At 39.3% G+C, this 21,899-nt stretch carries 23 protein-coding genes and 1 pseudogene; 10 read left to right on the forward strand and 14 right to left on the reverse strand.

Annotated features, from left to right (window positions below; translation table 11 throughout):
- Positions 1 to 15: 15 nt before the first annotated feature.
- The 3 genes from ACIQZD_RS05100 to ACIQZD_RS05110 all read right to left on the reverse strand — a co-directional run bounded on the left by ACIQZD_RS05100 (position 16) and on the right by ACIQZD_RS05110 (position 1,648).
- The gene (locus tag ACIQZD_RS05100; RefSeq protein WP_063232490.1) at positions 16 to 363 is read right to left on the reverse strand and encodes a lmo0954 family membrane protein; all 348 of its coding nucleotides are present in this window, start codon (positions 361 to 363) and stop codon (positions 16 to 18) included.
- A 272-nt stretch (positions 364 to 635) separates the two neighbouring features.
- Positions 636 to 788, reverse strand: a complete 153-nt coding sequence (locus ACIQZD_RS05105; protein ID WP_402898939.1) for a hypothetical protein — start codon at positions 786 to 788, stop codon at positions 636 to 638.
- Between the two features lie 245 nt (positions 789 to 1,033).
- A complete protein-coding gene (locus tag ACIQZD_RS05110; protein ID WP_402898942.1) occupies positions 1,034 to 1,648 on the reverse strand; it encodes a TetR/AcrR family transcriptional regulator in 615 nt (204 codons plus the stop codon).
- A 173-nt stretch (positions 1,649 to 1,821) separates the two neighbouring features.
- Here ACIQZD_RS05110 and kynU point away from each other — a divergent pair, with 173 nt between their 5' ends.
- The 7 genes from kynU to ACIQZD_RS05145 all read left to right on the forward strand — a co-directional run bounded on the left by kynU (position 1,822) and on the right by ACIQZD_RS05145 (position 8,466).
- Entirely contained in the window at positions 1,822 to 3,099 is a 1,278-nt protein-coding gene (gene kynU, locus ACIQZD_RS05115; protein ID WP_402898945.1) for a kynureninase, read from the forward strand.
- Between the two features lie 89 nt (positions 3,100 to 3,188).
- Positions 3,189 to 4,610, forward strand: coding sequence for an amino acid permease (locus ACIQZD_RS05120; RefSeq protein ID WP_402898948.1), 1,422 nt, complete (start codon positions 3,189 to 3,191; stop codon positions 4,608 to 4,610).
- Positions 4,611 to 4,660: 50 nt separating this feature from the next.
- Complete coding sequence (gene kynA / locus ACIQZD_RS05125) at positions 4,661 to 5,515, forward strand: tryptophan 2,3-dioxygenase (RefSeq protein ID WP_402898951.1); 855 nt, start codon at positions 4,661 to 4,663, stop codon at positions 5,513 to 5,515.
- A 46-nt stretch (positions 5,516 to 5,561) separates the two neighbouring features.
- Positions 5,562 to 6,188 carry an arylformamidase gene (gene kynB, locus ACIQZD_RS05130; protein WP_402898954.1) on the forward strand — a complete coding sequence of 209 codons (627 nt, stop codon included), beginning with the start codon at positions 5,562 to 5,564 and terminating at the stop codon, positions 6,186 to 6,188.
- A 165-nt stretch (positions 6,189 to 6,353) separates the two neighbouring features.
- On the forward strand, positions 6,354 to 6,986 hold the full coding sequence (locus ACIQZD_RS05135) for a LysE family translocator (RefSeq protein WP_305159617.1): 633 nt from the start codon (positions 6,354 to 6,356) through the stop codon (positions 6,984 to 6,986).
- Between the two features lie 328 nt (positions 6,987 to 7,314).
- A complete protein-coding gene (locus tag ACIQZD_RS05140; RefSeq protein ID WP_402898958.1) occupies positions 7,315 to 7,956 on the forward strand; it encodes a hypothetical protein in 642 nt (213 codons plus the stop codon).
- Positions 7,957 to 8,121: 165 nt separating this feature from the next.
- Positions 8,122 to 8,466: a hypothetical protein gene (locus ACIQZD_RS05145; protein WP_402898961.1), complete on the forward strand. Its 345-nt coding sequence runs from the start codon at positions 8,122 to 8,124 to the stop codon at positions 8,464 to 8,466.
- A gap of 76 nt (positions 8,467 to 8,542) precedes the next feature.
- On the opposite strand, the gene ACIQZD_RS05150 is transcribed toward ACIQZD_RS05145, so the two are convergent.
- A complete protein-coding gene (locus tag ACIQZD_RS05150) occupies positions 8,543 to 9,394 on the reverse strand; it encodes an MBL fold metallo-hydrolase (protein WP_402898964.1) in 852 nt (283 codons plus the stop codon).
- Between the two features lie 132 nt (positions 9,395 to 9,526).
- Positions 9,527 to 10,954: a phospholipase D-like domain-containing protein gene (locus ACIQZD_RS05155; RefSeq protein WP_402898967.1), complete on the reverse strand. Its 1,428-nt coding sequence runs from the start codon at positions 10,952 to 10,954 to the stop codon at positions 9,527 to 9,529.
- A 224-nt stretch (positions 10,955 to 11,178) separates the two neighbouring features.
- On the opposite strand from ACIQZD_RS05155, the gene ACIQZD_RS05160 reads away from it, so the two are divergent.
- Entirely contained in the window at positions 11,179 to 11,625 is a 447-nt protein-coding gene (locus ACIQZD_RS05160) for a hypothetical protein (RefSeq protein WP_402898970.1), read from the forward strand.
- A gap of 520 nt (positions 11,626 to 12,145) precedes the next feature.
- Here the strand turns inward: ACIQZD_RS05160 and ACIQZD_RS05165 are convergent.
- Both ACIQZD_RS05165 and ACIQZD_RS05170 read right to left on the reverse strand, forming a co-directional pair.
- Entirely contained in the window at positions 12,146 to 12,706 is a 561-nt protein-coding gene (locus ACIQZD_RS05165) for a peptidoglycan-binding domain-containing protein (RefSeq protein ID WP_402898973.1), read from the reverse strand.
- Positions 12,707 to 12,919: 213 nt separating this feature from the next.
- Positions 12,920 to 13,090, reverse strand: coding sequence for a hypothetical protein (locus ACIQZD_RS05170; protein ID WP_241663425.1), 171 nt, complete (start codon positions 13,088 to 13,090; stop codon positions 12,920 to 12,922).
- Between the two features lie 192 nt (positions 13,091 to 13,282).
- Between ACIQZD_RS05170 and ACIQZD_RS05175 the strand changes: the two genes are divergently transcribed.
- Positions 13,283 to 14,056 carry an alpha/beta fold hydrolase gene (locus ACIQZD_RS05175; protein ID WP_402898977.1) on the forward strand — a complete coding sequence of 258 codons (774 nt, stop codon included), beginning with the start codon at positions 13,283 to 13,285 and terminating at the stop codon, positions 14,054 to 14,056.
- A 47-nt stretch (positions 14,057 to 14,103) separates the two neighbouring features.
- Entirely contained in the window at positions 14,104 to 14,736 is a 633-nt protein-coding gene (locus ACIQZD_RS05180; RefSeq protein WP_402898981.1) for a DUF2238 domain-containing protein, read from the forward strand.
- Positions 14,737 to 14,764: 28 nt separating this feature from the next.
- Here ACIQZD_RS05180 and ACIQZD_RS05185 read toward each other — a convergent pair whose 3' ends face one another.
- The 7 genes and pseudogenes from ACIQZD_RS05185 to ACIQZD_RS05215 all read right to left on the reverse strand — a co-directional run bounded on the left by ACIQZD_RS05185 (position 14,765) and on the right by ACIQZD_RS05215 (position 21,581).
- On the reverse strand, positions 14,765 to 15,217 hold the full coding sequence (locus tag ACIQZD_RS05185; protein WP_402898984.1) for a DinB family protein: 453 nt from the start codon (positions 15,215 to 15,217) through the stop codon (positions 14,765 to 14,767).
- 678 nt (positions 15,218 to 15,895) lie between these two features.
- The gene (locus ACIQZD_RS05190; RefSeq protein ID WP_148357550.1) at positions 15,896 to 16,045 is read right to left on the reverse strand and encodes an FbpB family small basic protein; all 150 of its coding nucleotides are present in this window, start codon (positions 16,043 to 16,045) and stop codon (positions 15,896 to 15,898) included.
- A complete protein-coding gene (locus ACIQZD_RS05195) occupies positions 16,038 to 16,205 on the reverse strand; it encodes a Fur-regulated basic protein FbpA (protein ID WP_084786080.1) in 168 nt (55 codons plus the stop codon). Before ACIQZD_RS05195 ends, ACIQZD_RS05190 begins: the two co-directional genes overlap by 8 nt.
- On the reverse strand, positions 16,126 to 16,737 hold the full coding sequence (locus tag ACIQZD_RS05200) for a flavodoxin domain-containing protein (protein ID WP_402898990.1): 612 nt from the start codon (positions 16,735 to 16,737) through the stop codon (positions 16,126 to 16,128). The genes ACIQZD_RS05195 and ACIQZD_RS05200 overlap by 80 nt, the downstream gene beginning before the upstream one ends.
- Before the next feature lie 245 nt (positions 16,738 to 16,982).
- A pseudogene (locus tag ACIQZD_RS05205) lies at positions 16,983 to 17,584 on the reverse strand (nitroreductase family protein).
- Between the two features lie 56 nt (positions 17,585 to 17,640).
- Positions 17,641 to 18,291 carry a DsbA family oxidoreductase gene (locus ACIQZD_RS05210; protein ID WP_402898992.1) on the reverse strand — a complete coding sequence of 217 codons (651 nt, stop codon included), beginning with the start codon at positions 18,289 to 18,291 and terminating at the stop codon, positions 17,641 to 17,643.
- Positions 18,292 to 18,545: 254 nt separating this feature from the next.
- Positions 18,546 to 21,581: an efflux RND transporter permease subunit gene (locus ACIQZD_RS05215; RefSeq protein WP_402898995.1), complete on the reverse strand. Its 3,036-nt coding sequence runs from the start codon at positions 21,579 to 21,581 to the stop codon at positions 18,546 to 18,548.
- Positions 21,582 to 21,899: the final 318 nt, after the last annotated feature.

The raw sequence follows: 21,899 nt of genomic DNA on the forward strand, positions 1-21,899 counted from the left end.
ATTCCATCCCTTCTATTAGTTCTTATTCAACTCTTTCCACTCTCTTTCAAAATTTGAGAATGGGTCATTTTCTTTCGATGATGCACTTTCATCATTTTCATTCCATTTTTTATAAACCAGGTAAAGAACATAAGCTGCCACCAGTCCCAATATTGCCGGGATATGGGAAATAGAAACGATCAGCACGATAATGGAGACTGATCCCCACGCAATCTTCGCCCCTGTCGATTCGGACTTCATGAACTGCTTGAATCCAAAGTATAGGATCGCCAAGCAAATCGCCAGGCTGATCAGTGGACCAACGTTCGCCAGCAACAGGAAAAGTGCGATCAGTCCTACAATAAATAAACCAAATTTCTTCATTGTTTTCGTCCTCCTTTCTATGTTTATATCTTATCTACTTTTACAAGTTCGTATAATGAGCCTTAGCTATATTTTCTAGTAAGACTTAAGGCGTAGACGCTGTAAGTCCGATGCTAATGAGGGTGTTTTAATCGTGGTTTTGGGCAGTTTACTCGTGAATTTGCGCTTTACTCGTGTGTTTTAGCAGTTTACTCGTGAATTTTGCTGTTTTAATCGTGAGTTTAGGCGTTTTACTCGTGATTTCTGCTGGTTTACTCGTGTGTTTTAGCGTTTTACTCATGAATTTGCGCTTTACTCGTGAATTCTACGACTTTACTCGTGAGTTTTAGCGTTTTACTCGTGAATTCTACAACTTTACTCGTGTGTTTTAGCGTTTTATTCGTGATTTCTGCTGGTTTACTCGTGTGTTTTAGCGTTTTACTCATGAATTTGCGCTTTACTCGTAAGTTTGCGATTTACTCGTGAATTCTACAACTTTACTCGTGTGTTTTAGCGTTTTACTCGTGAATTCTGCGACTTTACTCGTGAGTTTTAGCGTTTTACTCGTGAATTCTACAACTTTACTCGTGAGTTTTAGCGTTTTACTCATGAATTCTACAACTTTACTCGTGTGTTTTGAAATAAAAAAATCTTCCGATAAAACCGGAAGATTGGTGAACTGTCATTATCATTACAAATACAAGCCTTCGACGTAAACTGAGGTGATGGTTTGAGCAATTTCTTCGACAGTACTTTGGTGTTCGTTTCGGACGATTTCCCACAGATACATTTCATTTGTGAAAAACCACCCTCTTGCCACAAGCTCATGGTTTAGTTCAGCTCTTGCCAGCCCATTGTGCTGTGCGTAGGCGACGTCTTTTGAAATTCGCTGAATGAACTTCATGCGGATCGCTTTCCATTTATCTGAAATAATGGTTGATATCCCAATGGCCTGTTCGAAAACTTGCATCATATTGCGTTCAGCTTCTGCCATTTTCAAAAATGCATTAGCTTGTCTGTTTATGATATGTTTTGCTTCGTCTTTTGATTTTGGAAAGAAAGAGGTCTCGGCAATTTCATAGAATTGCTCCATTACATTCTCCATTAATACAATTAACAGATCCTCTTTCCCTTTAAAATGAACATAGGCCGTTCCGTATCCGATGTTTGCCCTTTTGATCATTTGGGAAATAAGCGCAGCTTGATAACCTTCTTCAAGAAATATTTCCTTTGCAGCTTCCAATAACTTTTGTCGTGTCATGATCGAGCGTAAATGCCGTTTATCCCCTACTTTTCCATTCTCCATGCTTATTCCTCCCCTTATCTTCTAGCATAAAGGATTTCCATAAAATAAAAAACATTTGTTGGAAAGTTCGATTCAATGTTTATAATTTTCTGAATTAACTTATTGACATCATGTCATATTCTTTGGTACGATTCTCCTAGAATTATTTAAAAGACTAATATAGGAGGATGATTATGGTTTCTGAATATACATTGGATCACGCTAAACAAATGGATGAGAATGATACGCTTAAAGGTTTTCGAGAAGAGTTTTATTTAAAGCCGGATTCCATCTATATGGATGGAAACTCATTGGGGCTTCTTTCGAAAAGAGCTGAACGCACTCTTCTGGAGTCTTTGGAAGATTGGAAAGAGCATGGGATTGATGGATGGACGCAAGGGAATCACCCATGGTTTTTCATGGCTGAGAAATTGGGCGCGAAGATGTCCCAATTGGTCGGAGCTTCTCCCGAGGAAGTTATTGTAACCGGCTCCACAACTGTGAATCTGCATCAGCTTGTAGCTACTTTTTATAAGCCTGAAGGAATGCGCACAAAAATTTTGGCAGATGAATTAACCTTTCCGACTGATATTTATGCTCTTCAAAGTCAGCTGCGTACACATGGATACGATCCGGAAACCGATCTCATCCGCGTGAAAAGCCGCGATGGCAGATTTCTTGAAGAAGATGACATTATCGAAGCAATGACCGATGACATCGCTTTGATCATCTTGCCAACGGTCCTGTATCGCAGCGGTCAAATATTGGATATGAAACGATTGACTGATGAAGCTCATAAAAGAGGAATTGTAATCGGATTTGACGGATGCCATTCTATCGGTGCCATCCCGCATTCATTCAGCGAATGGGATGTGGATTTTGCGTATTGGTGCAATTATAAACATCTAAATGGCGGCCCTGGCGGTGTTGGCGGTTTATATGTAAATCGAAAACATTTTGGAACGATGCCTGGATTGGCTGGATGGTTCGGCTCCAAAAAAGATAAACAATTCGATATGGAACATACCTTAACACCAGCTGAATCAGCAGGGGCGTATCAAATTGGCACGCCGCATGTGTTAAGTTGTGCGCCTTTGATTGGGTCTTTGGACATTTTTATAGAAGCGGGAATTGAGAATATTCGCGAAAAATCCCTGAAAATCAATCAATATTTAATGGATTTAGTCGAATTCGAATTGGAAGACATGGGATTTTTCATTGGAACTCCTAGAGAAGACATACGCCGCGGAGGTCATGTAAGCCTCGAGCATAAAGAAGCTGCACGGATATGCAAGGCATTGAAAGAGAACGGTGTCATTCCAGATTTCCGAGCACCTAACATCATTCGTCTCGCTCCGGTTGCACTATATACTTCCTACGCAGAAGTTTGGGAAGTTGTACAAATACTAAAGAAAATCATGTCAGAAAAACAATATGAAAAATTCAAGAATGAGCGTGAAGTGGTCGCCTAACATGGAATTCCGCCAGATGAGGCTCATCCCTCAAATGGTTAGTTAATTAGGGCAGGATAAAATCTTTTTTGAAAAAAAGGGGATGAACTATGGAGAACAAAAATACTCAATTGAACTTTAAAGATGGGCCAGAAAAAGGATTAAAACGTGAGCTGAAAACAAATCAGCTTTCCATGATCGCGATGGGCTGTGCCATCGGGACGGGGCTATTCCTTGGCAGCGGGCTTGCGATTCAAGCTGCAGGGCCAAGTGTATTGCTCAGTTATGCTCTTGGGGCGTTCATTGTCTTACTGTTGATGGGCTGTTTAGCCGAAATGACGGTTGCCCATCCTACTTCCGGATCTTTTGGAGCCATTGCGGAAAAGTACATGACTCCTATGGCAGGCTATCTTGTCCGCTATTCTTATTGGATTGGCAATGTTTTGGCTGTTGGGGTTGAAGTAAGTGCAGTCAGCGTATATATGAATTATTGGTTTCCGAGCGTTCCGGGAATCGTATGGATTTTGTTGTTTGCAGGGGTCCTAATTTATGTAAATGCTACCAGCGTGAATACATTCGCGACATTTGAGTATTGGTTCTCCTTTATTAAAATAAGTGCCATTGTTGGTTTTATCCTTCTTGGAGCCTATGTACTATTCGGTTCATCCGAACAGCCCCATATAGGACCTGAGAACTTCGTGAATGAAGGCGGTTTTTTCCCATTTGGTTTGAAGGGGATGTGGATAGCCGTATTTATCTCTTTATTCAGCTTTCTTGGAACTGAATTGATAGCGGTTACATCAGGGGAAGCAAAAGATCCGGATGCAGCTGTCCCAAAAGCATTAAAAGCGACTGTGTTCCGTTTATCCACTTTCTATGTGCTGACAATCGGCATCATGCTGATGATCGTTCCTTGGAAAACGGCTGGGATCGAGGTAAGTCCATTCGTAAAAGTGATGGAAATATTGAACATTCCAGGTGCATCCGGGATCATGAACTTTATTATTTTAACGGCTGCCATATCTGCCATGAACGCTCAGCTCTATGCTTCAACACGGATGATGTTTTCATTGGCACGTGGGAAAAATGCACCTAGCTTTTTAGGAAAGTTAAACAAAAGGGGTGTTCCTACAAAAGCACTTGCAGTCTCTTCAACGGGGATTTTCATCGCTGCAGGCGTTCATGCGTTACTTCCTGGTTCATCCTATGCCTTCATGATGGGGATTTCCATGTTCGGTGCTATGTTCACATGGCTCATGATCTTCATTTCCCATTTGTTTTTCAGGGTTAAATGGGATAAAACAGGCGGACGCAAGTTACCGGTAAGGATGATTGGTTTTCCCTATTTAACGATACTAGGAGCCGTTCTTCTATTTAGTTTGATGATTACGTCATGGTTTACGGATTTCAAAATCATGCTTCAATTCGGGATTCCTTGGTTACTATTTTTAGCTGTTGCTTATTTTATTTCAAAAAGAAGAAATATTAACCATAATGTAATGGAAGAATCTCTGGAAAAGAAGATAGAATAGAATGACGAAATAAATAGTTTTTGCATATGGAAAAGTGAGGAGATTGCGGAATGAAAAATGTGGATAACAATGAACAAACAATAACGGGTCTAGAGAAAGAAATTCAAACCGACTTTCAAAAATCGATGTCATACGGAGATTATCTCCACCTTGATAAGATTTTAACCAGTCAACATAGATGTTCCGATCATCATGATGAAATGCTATTTATCATTATCCATCAAGCGAGTGAGCTATGGATGAAGCTCATTTTACATGAGTTGACAGCAGCAACTGAGTCCATCCGCCAAAACAAGCTGGAACCTTCGTTTAAAATGCTGTCGCGCGTTTCAAGGATCCAGCAGCAATTGATCCAGTCATGGAATGTCCTTTCAACCTTAACACCGGCTGAATACATGGAGTTCAGGGATAAACTGGGACAATCTTCCGGATTCCAGTCTTATCAGAATCGTTTGATTGAATTTGCATTAGGAAACAAAAATGTCCATACGCTATCAGTCTATCAGCACCAAACAGATTTATACGAGCAAATGCAGCAGGCCCTTCATGAGCCAAGTATTTATGACGCGGCGATTAATGCTCTTGTAGCGCGCGGATTACCTATTGATCAAGAAGCCATCAGCAGGGATTGGTCACAAAGATATGAGCCAAATGCAAGTGTAGAAGAGGCGTGGCTGACAGTTTACCGCGATGTTGAGCAATATTGGGACTTATATGAGCTGGGCGAAAAGTTAGTGGACATTGGCCACCAACAGCAATTATGGCGTTTTAATCATATGACCACAGTGGAAAGGATTATTGGTAATAAGCAAGGTACTGGCGGATCATCAGGTGTAACGTATTTAAAAAGAGCACTCGATCAACACTTTTTCCCAGAACTATGGAGTTTAAGAACGAAGCTATGATGAAATAAGTAGCAAAGAAACAGCCAGAAGAAATGGAGGTAAATGCATGGGGACATGGATTGATATTTCACAACGTCTGGATGATAACATTGCAGTCTGGCCTGGAGATACACCTTTCTCTTATAAAGTAAATTGGAGTAAAGAAGAAAGTGGATCTGTCAATGTAGGTCAAATCAATATGAGTATCCATACCGGTACCCATATTGATGCACCTTTTCATTTTGATGACGATGGAAAAAGAGTGATTGATTTGGATCTCGACTTATATATGGGAAATGCCCGAGTTATCCATTTACCAAACAAGACAAGCATCGGAGTCGATGAATTATCCAGTATAAATCTACAAGGCGCTACCCGTCTGTTAATTCGGACGGATGCATGGCAGGATCGAAGTGTGTTTCCACAAACGATTCCTCATATCCAGCCAGAATTAGCTGCATATCTTTCAGAAATCGGCGTCCGTCTTATTGGACTTGATTTACCATCAGTAGATCCACTGGATAGTAAAGAACTGTCTGCCCACCATGAACTTGCCGATCATGGAATTCACATTTTGGAAGGACTTGTATTAGACGATATAGGACCAGGTAATTATGAGCTGGCAGCCCTCCCACTTCCTTTAGTTGAAGCAGATGGAAGTCCGGTACGTGCTGTGTTGAAAAAGTTACCCTAACAAAATTTTTCAAAAAAACGAGCCAAATCAAAAAGTGATTTGGCTTGTTTTTTTATTGCCTCCCTTTCTACTGAGGTAATCATTAACTAACAAATTTATCTCCCTAAACCAAGTACATCTATGTTATAATTTTCAGAATTCATCACTAAGAGTGGAGGTCCGAATATGGAAAACTTTTATTTGTTCATCATCATGTGCATCCTTCTCATCATCTTACCCGGTCCAGATACAGCAATAGCCACAAGGAACACCGTTACCGTGGGGACGTCGGGAGGTTTTAAAACGATGTTCGGAACGTGCTGTGCCCTGCTTATTCATACATCAGCTGCCGTGTTCGGACTTTCGGCAATCATTGTGAAATCCGCTTTACTATTTTCCATCTTCAAATATGTCGGTGCCGTTTACTTGGTATATCTAGGCTTCAAGACCCTATGGGGATTAAGGAATAAACAAGTGGCCGCAGCGGCGGAAACATCAGTCAAAAGTAAGTACGAAAACCAGTCTTGCTTTAAGCAAGGGTTCCTTACAAATCTGCTGAACCCTAAAGTGGCCGTCTTCTTTTTAACGTTTCTGCCTCAGTTCGTAAATCCGGGAAATGATACGTTTTTACCGTTCCTGATCATGGGCATAACGTATACCGTTTTAACTGCGTTGTGGTTTGTATTTTATATCTATCTGCTGAACCAGATCAGTGCTTTCATGAAAAAGCCCAGAACCCAAGCGATTTTCGAGGGTATAACCGGGACGGTGTTGATTGGTTTCGGGATAAAGCTAGCTCTGGAAAAAGCTCATAATTAATCTGAACTGCACCTCTGATTGTTAGTCAACACCTAACAATCAGAGGTGCAGTTTTTTGCAGATGCAGGAATAAAGGTACTTGCTGAGTTACAATAAATGAAACCATACTGTTTTCAAAAGAGAATCATATGTTTACTTCACTATTTTTCCTAATCCTCGTTTCCTTCCATCTTCAAATCTTACTATGTAATACAGATCATTACCGATACCAACAATTTGACCAGGTTGATGGTCATTCAACTTTTTGTATAGGGTTGTCCAAACATCTTGAGGAATTTTTGCATTTATTAATCATGTGGCAATTTTATAAACAAAAAGGATGAACGCTGTGTCAAAGAATAAAAATAAGAAAACCAGTAAGAATAACAACGGTCAGAGTACTCGGTATACGACTGATGTTTGTGTTTTCATTTTAGGTAACGCTGCTGAAGTAAGAGAAGATGATATAAGAACACAATTTAAATACGCCAGTGACATATGGGGAATTTATTTTCGGCCTAATATTTGTGATTTAAGAACTAGAGAAGGAGCACGGAAGTGTGGTTTGAAAGCTGATGCCACTATAGCAAGGATCTTCGTACCTTTGCAGGTGAGGCAACGGGAGAAAGTTTTTAGAGCCTTAAGAAAAGGTAATTGTGGCCGTCAAACTGGACTTGCTGTGTTTTACATTAATGCACAAGACCTTAAAGATGGAAAGGCTATTGGTAACGTCAGCTGGGATAATAAAGGAACTCTGGGTAATATCGTCATGACATATGATACATTCCAACAAAAAAATATGGATATCTTAGCTCATGAACTCGGACATGCCTTGTTAGTCAATGCACGTCATTTAAATGATAAAAACAACATTATGTATCCCTCAGGGACAGTAATCGTACCACCAATCTCACAAAGACAACTAAGGGCTATGACTACCTCCAAACAAAGAGCAAAAGCCTATAAAAGACCTTATGTTTATAGAATTTGAAGCCCTATAGAAATGAATCCTCCCTCGTGATACATGTACAAGCTATATAAAACTCCCCAAAGGGAGCTTTTTCATTTTAGTAATAATAAACGGGACCAGAAATAAGGCTATAAATGTTACAATATAAAAAAAATATTTTGTTATTTTTATACAGGGAGAAAAGAAATGAAAACTATTGTAGTTAGGAAAACAAAGGATATCGGAGTAGGTTCCCTTTCTTTTGCACTATGTTTAATCGGAATATTGTTTACCTTTCAATTTGGCGATAAATCATGCATTGGAGATAATATTTTAAATAATATCGGACTAAGCGCCTGGTCAAATGGAGATTCAGGTATTCATTATACAATGTTCTATTCGGCTATATTTTTCATCCCTTCCTTTATCATTGGTCATATGCATCCCGATAATAGAGGAGCAAAAGCAGGGAAAATTATATCAGGTTTCCTATCAATTCTTATTGTTTCGGTACTATTAACGATAATTATCGATTTGGTGTGGGGACCATGAATGAAAAAGGCCAAATTAAAGGGTATGAGCCCAGCATTACCGGCCTTATACCCCAAGCCAACCCTATGGTGTTCAATCACTCAAAGTAACCATTCACGAAAAATCCAATTGTTTCAAGTTCGTCCTCAGTTAGATCCCGCTTTAGTTCTTTAGCCAGTTCCTGCTCCATTAAAGCTCGGTTTCCCCGGTGTTCGACCACCGCTCTGGCACATTCCTTCATTAGCTTAAGCTCCGCCTCCATTTCCTGTCTCGTGCAAGGCTTATCATGATGGGAAAGTATGTATGTTTCGGCATCATAGGCTTCAATTTTCTTAATGAGCAGCGAAGCCTGTTCAGCCGTATAATTCCATTTTTCAGCATAAAGATTGGCATAAAGGCAGTCTCCCAGAAATAGTGTTTTTTCCTCTTGTACATAGATGATGCAGGAATCTTTGGCATGATCGCCGCCAACATGTTCAATGACACAGGTTATATTGCCGAGATCGATCGTCATCGTTTTTTCAAAGATGATATCGGGCAGGGGAAAGGTAATTTCTCTATTCGTTTCATGTTCCAATTTGATTGCATCGGCGCAAAAGGGAATCTCCGTCCCTTCTTCGACCCGTTGATCAAGGGCCTGATCTTCCCATGAAAGCTGTTGCATATCTTTAATGTTGGTGTATGTTTTTTCCTGACAAATCACCGGAATCCCGATATTCTCCAGTCCGAATACATGGTCCCAGTGTGAATGGGTAAGAACTAGTAAATTCCCGCTTATATCATTTCGAAGCAATTCGTCCTTAAAGAGCTGGGCATGCCGGACAGAGTTACCGGCATCGATGATGAGCGTTTTCCTGTGTCCCGTCACGGCGGCAAGAACCGGTCGATCCGTTTCCTGAACTGGCGGCAGGTAGACAATATGCTTCGATAGGTGCTGTAATGTTTGCATGTTTCTATTCTCCTTACGATAGTTGTGATTAGCTTGCTCAAGTATAGCAAATTACACATGTATTCATAAGAAAATCTCCGCGAAAGTCTAAAAAGACAACAATCACCATGATTGCTGTCTTTTCGTCATCATTCAAATGAACCTATTCCAATATACCGTGATTTTCGAAAGGGCATTTAAAAAGGTGGCTTTAAAAAAAGACTCTTCCCTTTTCTGATCTTCTGGCGGTTCTATATATTTTTTATTGTCGGCAACGAGTGTACTTTTTGAGATTTTCGATTCGATGGCACCTATCAACTGCGTTGCAAATGCTTCACTATCAATGACCACCATCGATTCCGTATTCAAAAAGGCAGATCGGGAATCCAAATTATAGGAACCCACTGCACTTAATCGTCGATCATAGACAACCGATTTACCATGCAAAGAATAAGGCTTTGAATATTCATAAAGCCTTGCCCCCGTCTCAACGACGCTATCCCTAAGCGCCAAGTAACCGGAAAAAGCGATCACATTCGGGGTTGATGCCGCCGAGTTGGTAAGTATTGTCCAATCAGCCTTTGAATCCATTTGCTTCGGTACATATTCCTTCAAGGCATCCGCAGGAACAATATAGGGACTTTGGATGTATACCGATTGATTGGCGTTCGCAGCAATATCCAATAGAGATCTCCACACAAAAGGGTATTTATTGAAACGTTCGATTGGATTATGAATGAAGGACACTTTTTTAGTAGGTGTTGTAGCCTTGCTCCAATCAACGACTGGGTTCACGAAATCTGTTTCAGTGCGCAAAGCTAGGCTGTATTGATTCGCTAATGAACCTCTTTCACGTTTCCCTTTTTCCGTTTGCCTTTTCGAAAGGTCCGAAAAAACATCGCTCGTGTACGGATGATTCCATAATTCATTCAAATAGTCCTTCATTTCAACGATTACACTATCTTTTTCCTCTTTAGCATTGAAAATGAGGACATCCCTGTCATAGACAAAATTCCTCGTCGGCTTGCTTGCTAAATACTTATCGGCAATATTTCTCCCTCCGATTATGCCTAACTTTCCATCTACAGTGATGATTTTGTCATGAAGGCGATTATGCCAGGTCCACGGCTTAAATGGCTTAAAGGTTTCGTAATATCTTAATTCAATGTTTTCATGCGAGGCCAATGCATAACGGGCACTACTTAATTGACCTCTAAGTCCATGAGTAAATCCATCCAGAAGGATTCGGACTTTGACACCTCGGTCAGCCGCTTCGATCAAGGCTCCAAGAAAAAGCTCGGTTGATATGCCTTTTCCAAAGGAATAGTAGGCGATATCGATTGAATGCTGGGCTTCCTGGATCATTCGCATTCGGGCGAGTCCCGACTCATAACCGTCTTCGAGAAGCAGGACTCGATCCACGGTGGCTTCCCTCTCTCCCATATATTCACTTACCTGTTTAATCGGCCTGTTTTCTTCTTTTTCTGCTTTGGGGAAAAGAACAACAGCCGTCACCACTACATAAAGGACATATAATAGAAGAACAAGCAAAAATCCTTTAATTGCCGTTTTTACAGACATTGAGCACTCCCCCCCTTTAAGCGATATTTTATTACTATTCGTAATATGCAAAGACTCTATTCAACATCTGCAGGCTTGATGAAGCTGACTAGTTATTGAGCGGTGCCATTTACCCATCTACTTGATTCTGGGTGGAATTGGGAGCATTTATTTTCCCTTTTTAAATGTGACAAAGTGGTGAACATGAAAGCAGTTGCATAATATGATATAGGAGGAGGGATTTCATGCTTAAACAACCTGATAGAATAAGTATCTTCAATTATTGTTTTGCATTAGGGGTATCTGAAGTTTTCTTTTTATCCAGCTTTTATCTTTCCATTCTTGACGTTTCATTATTTGCGTTCGCTTTACCATTTTCCGCTTTATTTCTAATGTACTCCTTGTACCTATTCCTTCAAACGCACAAATCAATAAAGACCTTACCCGACCAAGATGAAAAAAGAAGGGAAATTCATGCATTCTATCATCAATCTTTCGGGATTTTCGCGATCATTTTTTTCACTTTACTTTTTGTTGCTTTAGCCTATATTCCCTTGCTGGACAACGGAGGGCATTTCTATCTTCTTTATTGTTTACCGATGGCCTTGCTTTGTATGATTCCTTCAATTGTTTCTTATAAAGGAATGAAATTATTCAAACTGGATACCGGCAGGGATTTAACGAAAATCTAATTGATTTTACCAAAGACTCCGTTAAGCAAGATCTCACCCATGTTTTTTAGTTGAATGTATAGGCAAAATGAGGATATAATAATGATAACTGATAAATATAAAAAAAAGACACTGGTTTAACCAGCGTCTCAATGAACAGCAAACTGCATAAAGAGCAGCGGCTTTCTGTGGTAAGTCAGTAGCTACTCGATCATGAAAGTAACCCTTTTCCTACATACATCTGGCCGGATGGTATGGAGGGGGTTACTTTTTTAATGTAACCGCGATTATTGCGACGATTAAAGAAGCGAATGAAATCATTAGCATCAGTCCGTCCATAATTGAAATCACCAGCGACACCCCCTTTCTGAAAAGGAGTGACCGCTGCCCACTATACCAAATTGCTGTCCATTTACTATTATATCTATATTTACTTGTTATTTATAGCCATAAATGGATGTATTTAGTCATCTTAGTATTTCCATGCTTCACATAAAAAAATCCCACTAAAGTGAGAACATTCTTTGCATGATATATCCCTTTATTGTTCCATTACACGGCCATCTTTATAAATGTGGTACCACCCAATCGTTCCTGTGCCGCCTTGATCGATCCAATCTTTATTAGCTGCTTTATAATGGTAATATGATTTTCCTTTGCCATCTTTCAGCAATCTGCCATCACCGCTGAATACGATGTTGTTACCCAGCTTCTTCTTCCCTAACGCGATTGCGTCTTTCTCCGTGAACTGTTTTCTTTCCACCTTATTTTCATCTAAAGCAGCCCATGTCAGCGGACCGACGATACCATCCGAACTCAAGTTATGATCCACTTGAAACTCCCTTACCACATTTTGTGTTTGGGTACCGAAAATCCCATCAACACCTACATTATATTTAACATCTTTAAGGCTTTGCTGTAAGTCTCTTACATAGCTCGAACGTGAGCCTTTCCTGAGGGTCGGGCGTGTTTCCGCCTTCGTTTCGATTTTCTGGATTTCACTGCCCTTTGATGCTGCGTGAGTAATTGAAGTTCCCGTTCCTAGAGGGGCCAACATCAGGGCAACTGTTGGAATCATGACCAATAATTTTTTCTTCAACACATATAACCTCCATTCATATGATCACTCCTGCAGGTTTCTGACACTTCCCTTGGAGCCCATTCATTATAACGTATGGAGTTATATTATTGGTGTTTTATTACTTTAATTATAAAAAATGGTAAATAGGATCCATGGAGTGCATTAAGCTTATATGATGGAGACCACGTTTCTTGAATAAAAACAAAATAATCCCCATAAGGGGATTATTTTGTTTTATTGATAATCTGACTGCTGTTGATTCTGCCCTTGCATCCCTGTTCCCATTCCCATTAAATTAGTGGCAAGCGGCACCATATTTTTCATTTTCCCGCCATTTCCACTCAACATTTGATAAGTGGCGATACCCACTCCGACCGAAGCGACTACTGGTAAAATTTTATCCATGTTTGCTCTCATTTACATCACCTTATTTTATATATTTTTGTTCATTTCCTGAACTCTTATATCTTGTTCAAAAAAACCCCAAAAATTCAGATTGTATTTTACCAAAACAATTAGTAATAAAAACATGTTGCATAGGGAAAATTCTTTTAGGAGGGATATTATGCAAGTACTCGGCGAAAGAGGTGAATATTCATGCCAATGTTAGATGTGGACGGTAATAGCTTGTATTATTCTGTTAAGGGAAAAGGGGTTCCTATTGTTTTTATTCATCCCCCTGTACTGACTAGTGTGAACTTCCAATACCAAATGGAGGAATTATCCGAAGAATTCAAAGTTATAACCTTTGATATTAGAGGACACGGTAAAAGTCAGTATTCAAGACTGCCAGTAACTTATCCCCTGATCATAGAAGATATCAAACATCTGTTGGATCATTTGAAAATTAAAAAAGCAATCATATGCGGATACTCGACCGGCGGCTCTATCGTATTGGAATATTTGCTGAGTTGTGCCGATAGGGCTCTAGGTGGCATTGTAATAGGTGGAATGTCTGAAGTGAGGGATAAATCTTTAAAGCAAAAGATTTCTTTAGGAATATCACTTGCCAAGAAAGACGCAGTTCCAATTCTTGCGCTTTCCATCTCATGGAGCAATTCAAATACCATAAAGTTGTTCAACAAAATGTTTAATGAAGCCCTAAAAGGGGATGCCCGAAATATCGAGCAGTATTATCATTATAGTTTGCATTATAACTGTACCCATCAGCTTGAGAAAATCAATCTTCCAACTTTACTGATCTATGGTAAAAAAGATAAACCATTGTATCGCTATGCCAATTTATTGCATGAAAAATTGCCATGTACGGAATTAAAATTCATTGATCATGTAAAGCATCAGATTCCTACAAAAGCGGCTAATGATTTAAATGAAAGCATTAAGAATTTTATCCATTCACAAACTGTTTGATTTTTCGATTGCAAATTTCAAACTGGTATATATCCTGAATTTATGGAGTGAAAAAATTGGGAAGAGATAAAAGTACACTGATTCATTTAATATTACTATTGCTAGTAACTGCTGTTTTTATTTGGTCAGTTATTAAGCCTGAAGGATACTTGATATGGACAATGGAAGTACTTCCTGCCGTTGTGTTTCTGATTTATGTAATCGCTACATATAATAAATTCCGCCTTACTACATTATCCTATTTCTTTATTGCCGTTCTTTCAATTACCATGTTCATCGGTGCCCATTATACGTACACAAAAGTTCCTCTATTTAATTGGTTAAAAGATCATTACGATCTAAACCGGAACCATTATGATCGGTTTGGTCATTTTCTAAAAGGTTTACTTGCAATTGTGATTAGAGAAATAGTAATACGTAAAACTCCTCTAACAAAAGGACCGTGGTTATTTGGTGTAACATTAAGTTTTGCACTTGCCATTGGAGCACTATATGAAATAATCGAATGGATAGCTGCCATCATTTCAAAAGGCAGACAAGCTTCAAAGGACTTTTTAGGAACACAAGGTGATATTTGGGACGCACAATGGGATATGGCGTTAACATTAATCGGCTCTATCCTTGTATTGTTCACCTTGTCCAAACTTCATGACAAGCTGTTACGAAAAGTGAAAAATTAAATTAAAAAATAGTGACTTATATCGATCACTATTTTTTAATTAGGATTTGATTGTTAATATGATGTTCCATATGTTCTAGATAATCTTTTATTAGCCACTCCAATGATTTTAGTTGATTATTTCCTATATCACAAAGATTAGATAATCTATCATTTGGTGTATTCGTTATTATATGTATGATTTGCTTATTTAAAGAACAAAAAAGATTAACGATCTCATCCAATGGTCGCTCTTGATAATTCTGAACCAATACCCATTGGTCTTGATTATATGGTTGTATAACATATGGTTGTTCTTCGTACTGAATCTTGATAAACCTATTCATATTGTTCAATGCAGAATCGCATAGATGTCCTAAAATCTCTTTTTTGGACCATTTGTGTGGCATTGGTCGATGATTTAATTCTTTTTCTGTCATCCGGTTGAACTCTCCTGGTATAAAACCTATCCAATGATTGATTCCATCTATTACATTTTTCAATTTGCACTCCCCCTTAGTTTTACCTAAAGGATTTTTATTCGGCAACCAACCGGAAAATACCTTCTTCTTCAACTAACTGCATTGTTTGTTGAATATGGAAACCAACAGCATTCAATAACAGACCCAAAAGAAAAAAACGAAATAAAAAATGGATTTCGGTTCAGACTTCAGGCAAACCCGAAAAAAAGCCAGTTTCCCTGCAATTTTAAAAACGTTCCAGTTGGTTTCAGAAATCCGCTCCCTTTCCGCCGACTGTCTGCCAAGCCTCATCAAAGCAAGCGTCTGTGGGGTCTCGGCTAGCCAGTTTTTCGGCAGGAGTGTCGCAAATTTCTTCAATTTAGTGAGGGTTTTATAAACAGGAAAAAACCATAAAGGATAGACTAGTCTTATCAAGGTTCGGGATGAGACCAGCCTACAGTTTTTTCTTAAATAAACATTCCAATTGATTGGAACGGAAGGTAAGAGACTCCTGCGGGAAAAGCGTGCAGAAAGGGAGACCCCACAGGCGCAAAGAGCGCAAGGGAGGCTCCCGGACCGCCCGCGGAAAGCGAGTGCCTGGAGTGGAAATCAACGTTCAAATTTTATAAACCCTCAAAAAAGGTTTCAGTTGTTTTCAGAAATCAGTCGACAAACTGAACCGAAATCAAAAAATGGATTTCGGTTTTGATTTTTAACTAGTCATGATTGTACTTGCTTACTTTCCTTTTTTTCATTGATGGCTTTTTGATCGATTTTTGTATAGATGCGTTCCACTTCTATTTTGTCATGCAACAGAAGTTCGCGGTTTTCTTTTAGCAGTTCAGTATAAGATTTCTTTCTCCTAGACATTTTTTAATTCACCTCTCAAGTGATTGAATTCCTTCTGTAAAACTACTATCGGAAGCTCGTAAAGTTGTTTATTATATTTTTTAAAAATCCCGAATTTCAGAAGTTCTTGTATAAGTTCCTCTTTTTTTGCTTCTCCCTTTGTACTTAATTGGGTAATCATCAAGGACCCTCCTTAACAAAAATACAGACTTTTGGTATTTGGGGCTGCTTAGCATCCGATCCCACATGTAGAATCTCCACTTCTTCCTATTGCTTCCCCATATAAGGGCATGCTCTGCAAAGTCTTCGCATTTCCTTAATTGTTCGTATGTACTGCTTTCATGGTGTATTTTCAATACTCGATCATATACATCAAATCCAAATTGCTTCATTTTATCGGAAAGGATATCTATCGCGGCGCAGGGTTTCGAATGGGTCAGGTCGCCGGCACCAAAGAATGCAACTTTCACTCCAGCAAAGTCCACTTGATCAATTTCTTCATAAAACTCGTTTGCTTCATACGGTAACTCTTCTAGATTCCATGTATATAAACCAATAAAGGCCAAATCAAAATCCTTTAAAGCATCAACTTCAACAGTATCCAATCTTTCCATATATACTTCACAGCCGACAGCCTTCATTCTATTCTTTATGTTTATAGCCATTTTCTCGGTATTACCGGATAAACTGACATAACCAATGAATACCTTCATCTATATCACCTTCCTAATTGAGAATTGATTTCATTACACATCTCACTATAAATGAAAATGATTCTCATTGTCAATTATTTACCTCCGCTATTATATGCTGATGAATATCTGGAACGGATATTTTAGCTTCATTTTCCCTATTTCTGTAATGCTGCTGGGACGTTCAAACTAAAAAAAGAGCCCTTTTTACTCATAGAGTAAACGGGCTTTTGATTAATCTATTATCCTAAACCTTTAACTTATAATTAATAAAATTTCACAATATCTTCGAAAGGCAGAAACGTTTTTTCTCCTGGTTGTTCATTCGGCTCACCAAATGGCATTTGAGCTATCAACGACCATTTCCCCGGAAGATTCCAAGTCTTCATCACTTCTTCATCAATGATCGGATTATAATGTTGTAAAGATGCCCCTATGCCTTCCGCTGATAAAGTCATCCATATTGCATACTGCAGCATAGCGCTTCCTTGATGGGACCAATTTGGAAACTGTTCTTTATATGAGGGGGCTTTTTCTTGCATTTGTTCTATCGTTTCTTGATTTTCAAAGAATAGAACGGTGCCCACTCCATCACGAAATCCTTGTATTCGTTCTACTGTAGATGCAAAGTTCCTTCCGGAACACGGGAACGAAGTGTTTCTTTTACAATATCCCAGAACTTTTCATGCTGGTCATCCATCACTACCACCAATCGTCCGCTTTGCATATTAAATGAAGTTGGTGCATGTAAAGCCGTTTTTAACACTTCATTAATTCTTTCTTTCGTAATATTATCGTTCTTTTTCACTTTACGGATGGAACGACGGTTGATGATTGCTTCTGTTACATTTGTTGTAGTTGCTGACATGTTGATTCCTCCAAATGATATTTTCATTTAATTTTATTTAATAACTCAAAAGACATTTAGCAATTCCCCTTGCCATCACATTGCAAGCCATCAAATTCATTCCGTTTATTTTTTGCTTCTTCCTTCTCGATGACTTGCGCTAACCTTTCTTTGCTGGCTAGTCCTTGAATGACTTCATCACCAATAATAAACGTTGGGACAGCCCTGATATCTGCTTCTTCATAAGCATGTTTGAGTGCTTCTTGGTGTACTTCCCGATACTTTCGTGACTCTAACGCTTCTCTAAAAGCATCTACGGGAAGCTCAACTTCACCCGCTAATTTTGTCAATACCTCAATATCTTCAATATTTTGTTCCTCTTGAAAAAACGCTGTAAATACTCTGTTGTGGAACTCGTTCCCTTTTCCGTGCTCCTTTGCAAAATGGCACCCTTCGAACGCCAAATGTGTATATGGATGCGGGGAGACACGGGGTAAACGCATATCAACCCCTAGCTTTTTCGCAGCAGGAAGAATGTAAGAATCCCATGAATTCAACTTATCGGGTTCCTTCCATGGATCAATTTTGGAATATGGACTCGGACGCAATTCAAATGGCATCCATTCCACTTCTACATCCTTTTCCTTTACGATTTCGTCCAAAGGACCTTTACCTAAAAAACAAAATGGGCAAATAAAATCAGAATACGCTTTAATTTTCACTGTCATAATATATTCCCTCACTTTTCATCATTAGCTCAAGTTGTAACCAAACTAGTTACAATACGAAACAAAAAAAATACCAATATAAGTACATTGCATTCAGTAACTACAAAGTCAATTGCTTCCTGCAATTGCATGAGTCTGCTGTAATCATTTTAGTTACAGGTTAAAGGAAAGTCAATCATTATTTAAAAAACTATAGAAAAAAAGTTTGTAGAGAAAGCGTTGCTTCCTCTACAAACTTTTTTATTAAAGCTTCCTTACATCTCGATTTGTTCGTTAACGGGTTCTCTCTTTTTCTTTCTCTGTTTTTTCGATTTTTTGTAGTAAAGCAATTCATATATACATGGAATGACGATAAGTGTGAGCAGTGTAGACACAGCTAGCCCGCCAATGACAACGATCGCTAAACTTTGTGAAACCAAGCTTCCTGTTTCCGCTTTTTTATATAAAAGCGGCAGCATGGCACAAATCGTTGCTACAGCCGTCATTATGATCGGCCGGAATCTTGTGGCAGTCGCTTCGACGATCGCATCACGGATGATCATTTTTTCTTCGTTTTGTTTGACTCGATCCAGAAGAACAATCGCGTTTGTCACCACAATTCCAATCAACATGAGAGCACCCAGCAGTGCTGTAATATCCACTGGAATTCGACTGATAACCAATCCTAATACCGCTCCAATAGCAGCGAATGGCAAGGAAAATAGAATGGCGATCGGTGCTTTGATCGATTTAAATGTTATAACCATGATTAAAAAGACGATGCCGATCGATATTAACATCGTAAGGAACAAATCGGAAAAATCATCTGTCTGCTGAGCACTCGCTCCCCCGACTAAAATGTCTACATCATTCGGAATATCAAGGCCTTTATTCTCTTTATCTCCAAATATCTCAAGATTTATTTTGCTTGCAATATCGGAAAGCTTAGTCGGATCAACCGTTGCCGTTAATTGAAGATATGTTTCTCCATCTTTATGAAACTGCGTTGTTGCACTCTCTTCGCTATTTAAAGATGCAACCTTAGACACCGGAGCTAGACCGCCGTCTGTCATAATCGGAATACTTTTTAAATCCTCTGGTTTTTTAGGATCCAAGATGGGTTCAAGGACGACAGGTGTCTGCTTATCCTGCAAAGTTATATGGCCGATAGCCGTTTTATTAAGCATAATACCTAATTGTTGACCGATTTGTTCTGTATTGCCTTTAGCCGGATCTACCTTGAATGAATAAATGGTTTTCTTTTCGTCTTGGTTTGTTGTAACATCTTCAATCCCTTTAATATCCTGAATACTTTCTTTGACCTTATTGGCCGTCAATTCCAAATCTTCAACATTACTGCCGATCACATCTATCGTAATGTTCGTCTTTGATGCCCCCATCATAAACGAGGAAGCGGTGGCCGTAAGCTTCGCATCAGGGTAATTTTCTTGTTCCTTTTCCATTTTTTCCAGGATTGTATCTACATTTGCTTTATCCTTCACCAGGATGCCGAAAGTTGCTTCTGTAGGTGATGTAACTGCCCCATATTGGGCTGTCTCGGCTGAGTTTCCTAATTGCATGAAAATATTATCCACTTCACTCATATCCTGCATCGATTCCTCAAGTTCAATCGCTTTTTCCTTTACTTTCTCATAGGGCTGATCATTTGGATAAGTTAATGTCACGGAGACATAGTCTGCTGAAGAATTATCAATCGCCCCTTTTGGCATGGCAAAATATGTACCAATGGAACCGACAAACAACAGCAAAGCAACAATCAAGACAACCCATTTATGGTTTAGTGACCAGGTAACCAGCTTCGTAAAACGCTTGGCCGGTCGATGTTTTGGCAGCTCCGTCCTTTTCAGCAATCCTGCGCTCATTAACGGAACAACCGTCAATGCCACAATTAATGAAGCCAGCAAAGAATAAGTGACCGTCAAAGCGAAAGGAAGAAGAAACTCCTGAAGCCCTCCATTCAATAAAGCAACCGGCAAGAAAACGGCTACAGTAGTAAGGGTTGAAGCTGTTATCGCCACTCCCACCTCTTTAGTTGCATCCATCACCAATTCGACTGAAATCTTCTCCTGCTGCATTTTCCGGAAAATATTTTCAATAACGACTATACTATCGTCCACCAAGCGCCCGATCGCTACAGCGACACCGCCCAGCGTCAAAATATTCAGCGTCACACCCGACAATGACAGCAAAAATAACGTAAAGCCAAGAGATAACGGTATGGAAACGATTGTAATGAATGTGGATCGTACATTCCGTAAGAAGACCATGATTACAATCGTAGCGAATAGCGCACCTAGCAGAACTTCTTTTACCATCGTCTGAACGGAAGTCTCCACCATATCAGCTGTGGATAAATAAATGGTCGATTTCTGGTCACTATACTTTTCATTAATTTCTTTTGCTACTTTTTCAACCTCTTTACTGATTGTGACAGCATTTGATTGACTGTCCTTGATAATGCTTAAGTCAATGCTTTCCTTACCGTTAAAACGACTGATGAGGTTGCCATCCTTCGCTTCTTCAACTTTTGCTATCTCTCCAAGTGCGACATTTGGAGTTACCTTTAACGCTTTTAATTTTTCAATACTTGTTAAATCCCCGATAACCTTGATGTTACTTGCCTTCCCATCAATCACTTTTTCGCCAACGGCCAGAGCTGCATTCTGACCGTTAAGGACGCTCATGACATCTTGAATGGAGACTTTCTTTTTCGCCAATTCTTCATTATCCACTTTGACTGAAAGAACGGATTGCGAAATTCCAAATGTCTGTACATCCGAAACCCCTTTAATATCTTTATACAGAGGCTCTAATTCTTTCTTGGTAAAGTCTATATTTTCAGCTGTTAATCCATCCTTAAAAGTAACAGCTACAAATGAAATGGGAATCATAGATGTATTTAACTGTGTAACAGTAGGCTTTGCCATGCTTTGCGGCAATGCTACACTGCCTAAAGCCTCTTGAACATCAAGTTTCGCTTGTTTCATATCCGATCCTGCTTCAAAGAATAGATCTACTTTTGAAAATCCATCTCCAGTGGTGGAGTATATTGAACTCTTTCCTTTAACTCCCGTAACTGCTCTTTCAATTGGATCTGTAACTTGTGCTTCCATTGTCTTCGAATCAGTGCCCTGCCCCATTGTGATAATCGTAACTTGAGGATTATCGGCGGATGGTAAAAATTCCATCGGCAGTTTAAAATAACTGACAACTCCTATCAACAAAATAAATATGGTTACCAATGAAACGGCAGCCTTGTTCTTAAACGACCACTTAGTAAAAAACTCCACGTACATATCACCCCTGATTATAATTTACAAGAAAATAATCCCATTTCAAATATTACCATATATTACTAATGGCGGAGTGTTAATTTTTTATTGATTTTTATATTTTTTTATGTATCTCGATACAGAGAGCTTTTTCCACATAAAAAAGGCTGCGCAGCAGCCTCTAGTTTTTAGACAAAAGGAGTTCTTTCTAAATTTTAAAACTAAGTTGATTGGAACGTAAGGTACGGGACTCCTGCGGGGAAAGCGTGTCCAGGGGAGACCCCGCAGGCGCAAAGGCGCCGAGGAGGCTCCCGGACCGCCCGCGGAAAGCGAGTG

It is taken from the genome of Peribacillus sp. NPDC096447 (assembly GCF_044762725.1).
In the GTDB taxonomy this organism is placed as follows: Bacteria; Bacillota; Bacilli; order Bacillales; family DSM-1321; genus Peribacillus.

Coding starts and splice junctions, on each gene's coding strand:
- ACIQZD_RS05100 (WP_063232490.1), bottom strand. CDS start 363: ATGAAGAAATTTGGTTTATTTATTGTAGGACTGATCGCACTTTTCCTG.
- ACIQZD_RS05105 (WP_402898939.1), bottom strand. CDS start 788: ATGAGTAAAACGCTAAAACACACGAGTAAACCAGCAGAAATCACGAAT.
- ACIQZD_RS05110 (WP_402898942.1), bottom strand. CDS start 1,648: ATGGAGAATGGAAAAGTAGGGGATAAACGGCATTTACGCTCGATCATG.
- kynU (WP_402898945.1), top strand. CDS start 1,822: ATGGTTTCTGAATATACATTGGATCACGCTAAACAAATGGATGAGAAT.
- ACIQZD_RS05120 (WP_402898948.1), top strand. CDS start 3,189: ATGGAGAACAAAAATACTCAATTGAACTTTAAAGATGGGCCAGAAAAA.
- kynA (WP_402898951.1), top strand. CDS start 4,661: ATGAAAAATGTGGATAACAATGAACAAACAATAACGGGTCTAGAGAAA.
- kynB (WP_402898954.1), top strand. CDS start 5,562: ATGGGGACATGGATTGATATTTCACAACGTCTGGATGATAACATTGCA.
- ACIQZD_RS05135 (WP_305159617.1), top strand. CDS start 6,354: ATGGAAAACTTTTATTTGTTCATCATCATGTGCATCCTTCTCATCATC.
- ACIQZD_RS05145 (WP_402898961.1), top strand. CDS start 8,122: ATGAAAACTATTGTAGTTAGGAAAACAAAGGATATCGGAGTAGGTTCC.
- ACIQZD_RS05150 (WP_402898964.1), bottom strand. CDS start 9,394: ATGCAAACATTACAGCACCTATCGAAGCATATTGTCTACCTGCCGCCA.
- ACIQZD_RS05155 (WP_402898967.1), bottom strand. CDS start 10,954: ATGTCTGTAAAAACGGCAATTAAAGGATTTTTGCTTGTTCTTCTATTA.
- ACIQZD_RS05160 (WP_402898970.1), top strand. CDS start 11,179: ATGCTTAAACAACCTGATAGAATAAGTATCTTCAATTATTGTTTTGCA.
- ACIQZD_RS05170 (WP_241663425.1), bottom strand. CDS start 13,090: ATGGATAAAATTTTACCAGTAGTCGCTTCGGTCGGAGTGGGTATCGCC.
- ACIQZD_RS05175 (WP_402898977.1), top strand. CDS start 13,283: ATGCCAATGTTAGATGTGGACGGTAATAGCTTGTATTATTCTGTTAAG.
- ACIQZD_RS05190 (WP_148357550.1), bottom strand. CDS start 16,045: ATGTCTAGGAGAAAGAAATCTTATACTGAACTGCTAAAAGAAAACCGC.
- ACIQZD_RS05195 (WP_084786080.1), bottom strand. CDS start 16,205: ATGATTACCCAATTAAGTACAAAGGGAGAAGCAAAAAAAGAGGAACTT.
- ACIQZD_RS05200 (WP_402898990.1), bottom strand. CDS start 16,737: ATGAAGGTATTCATTGGTTATGTCAGTTTATCCGGTAATACCGAGAAA.
- ACIQZD_RS05210 (WP_402898992.1), bottom strand. CDS start 18,291: ATGACAGTGAAAATTAAAGCGTATTCTGATTTTATTTGCCCATTTTGT.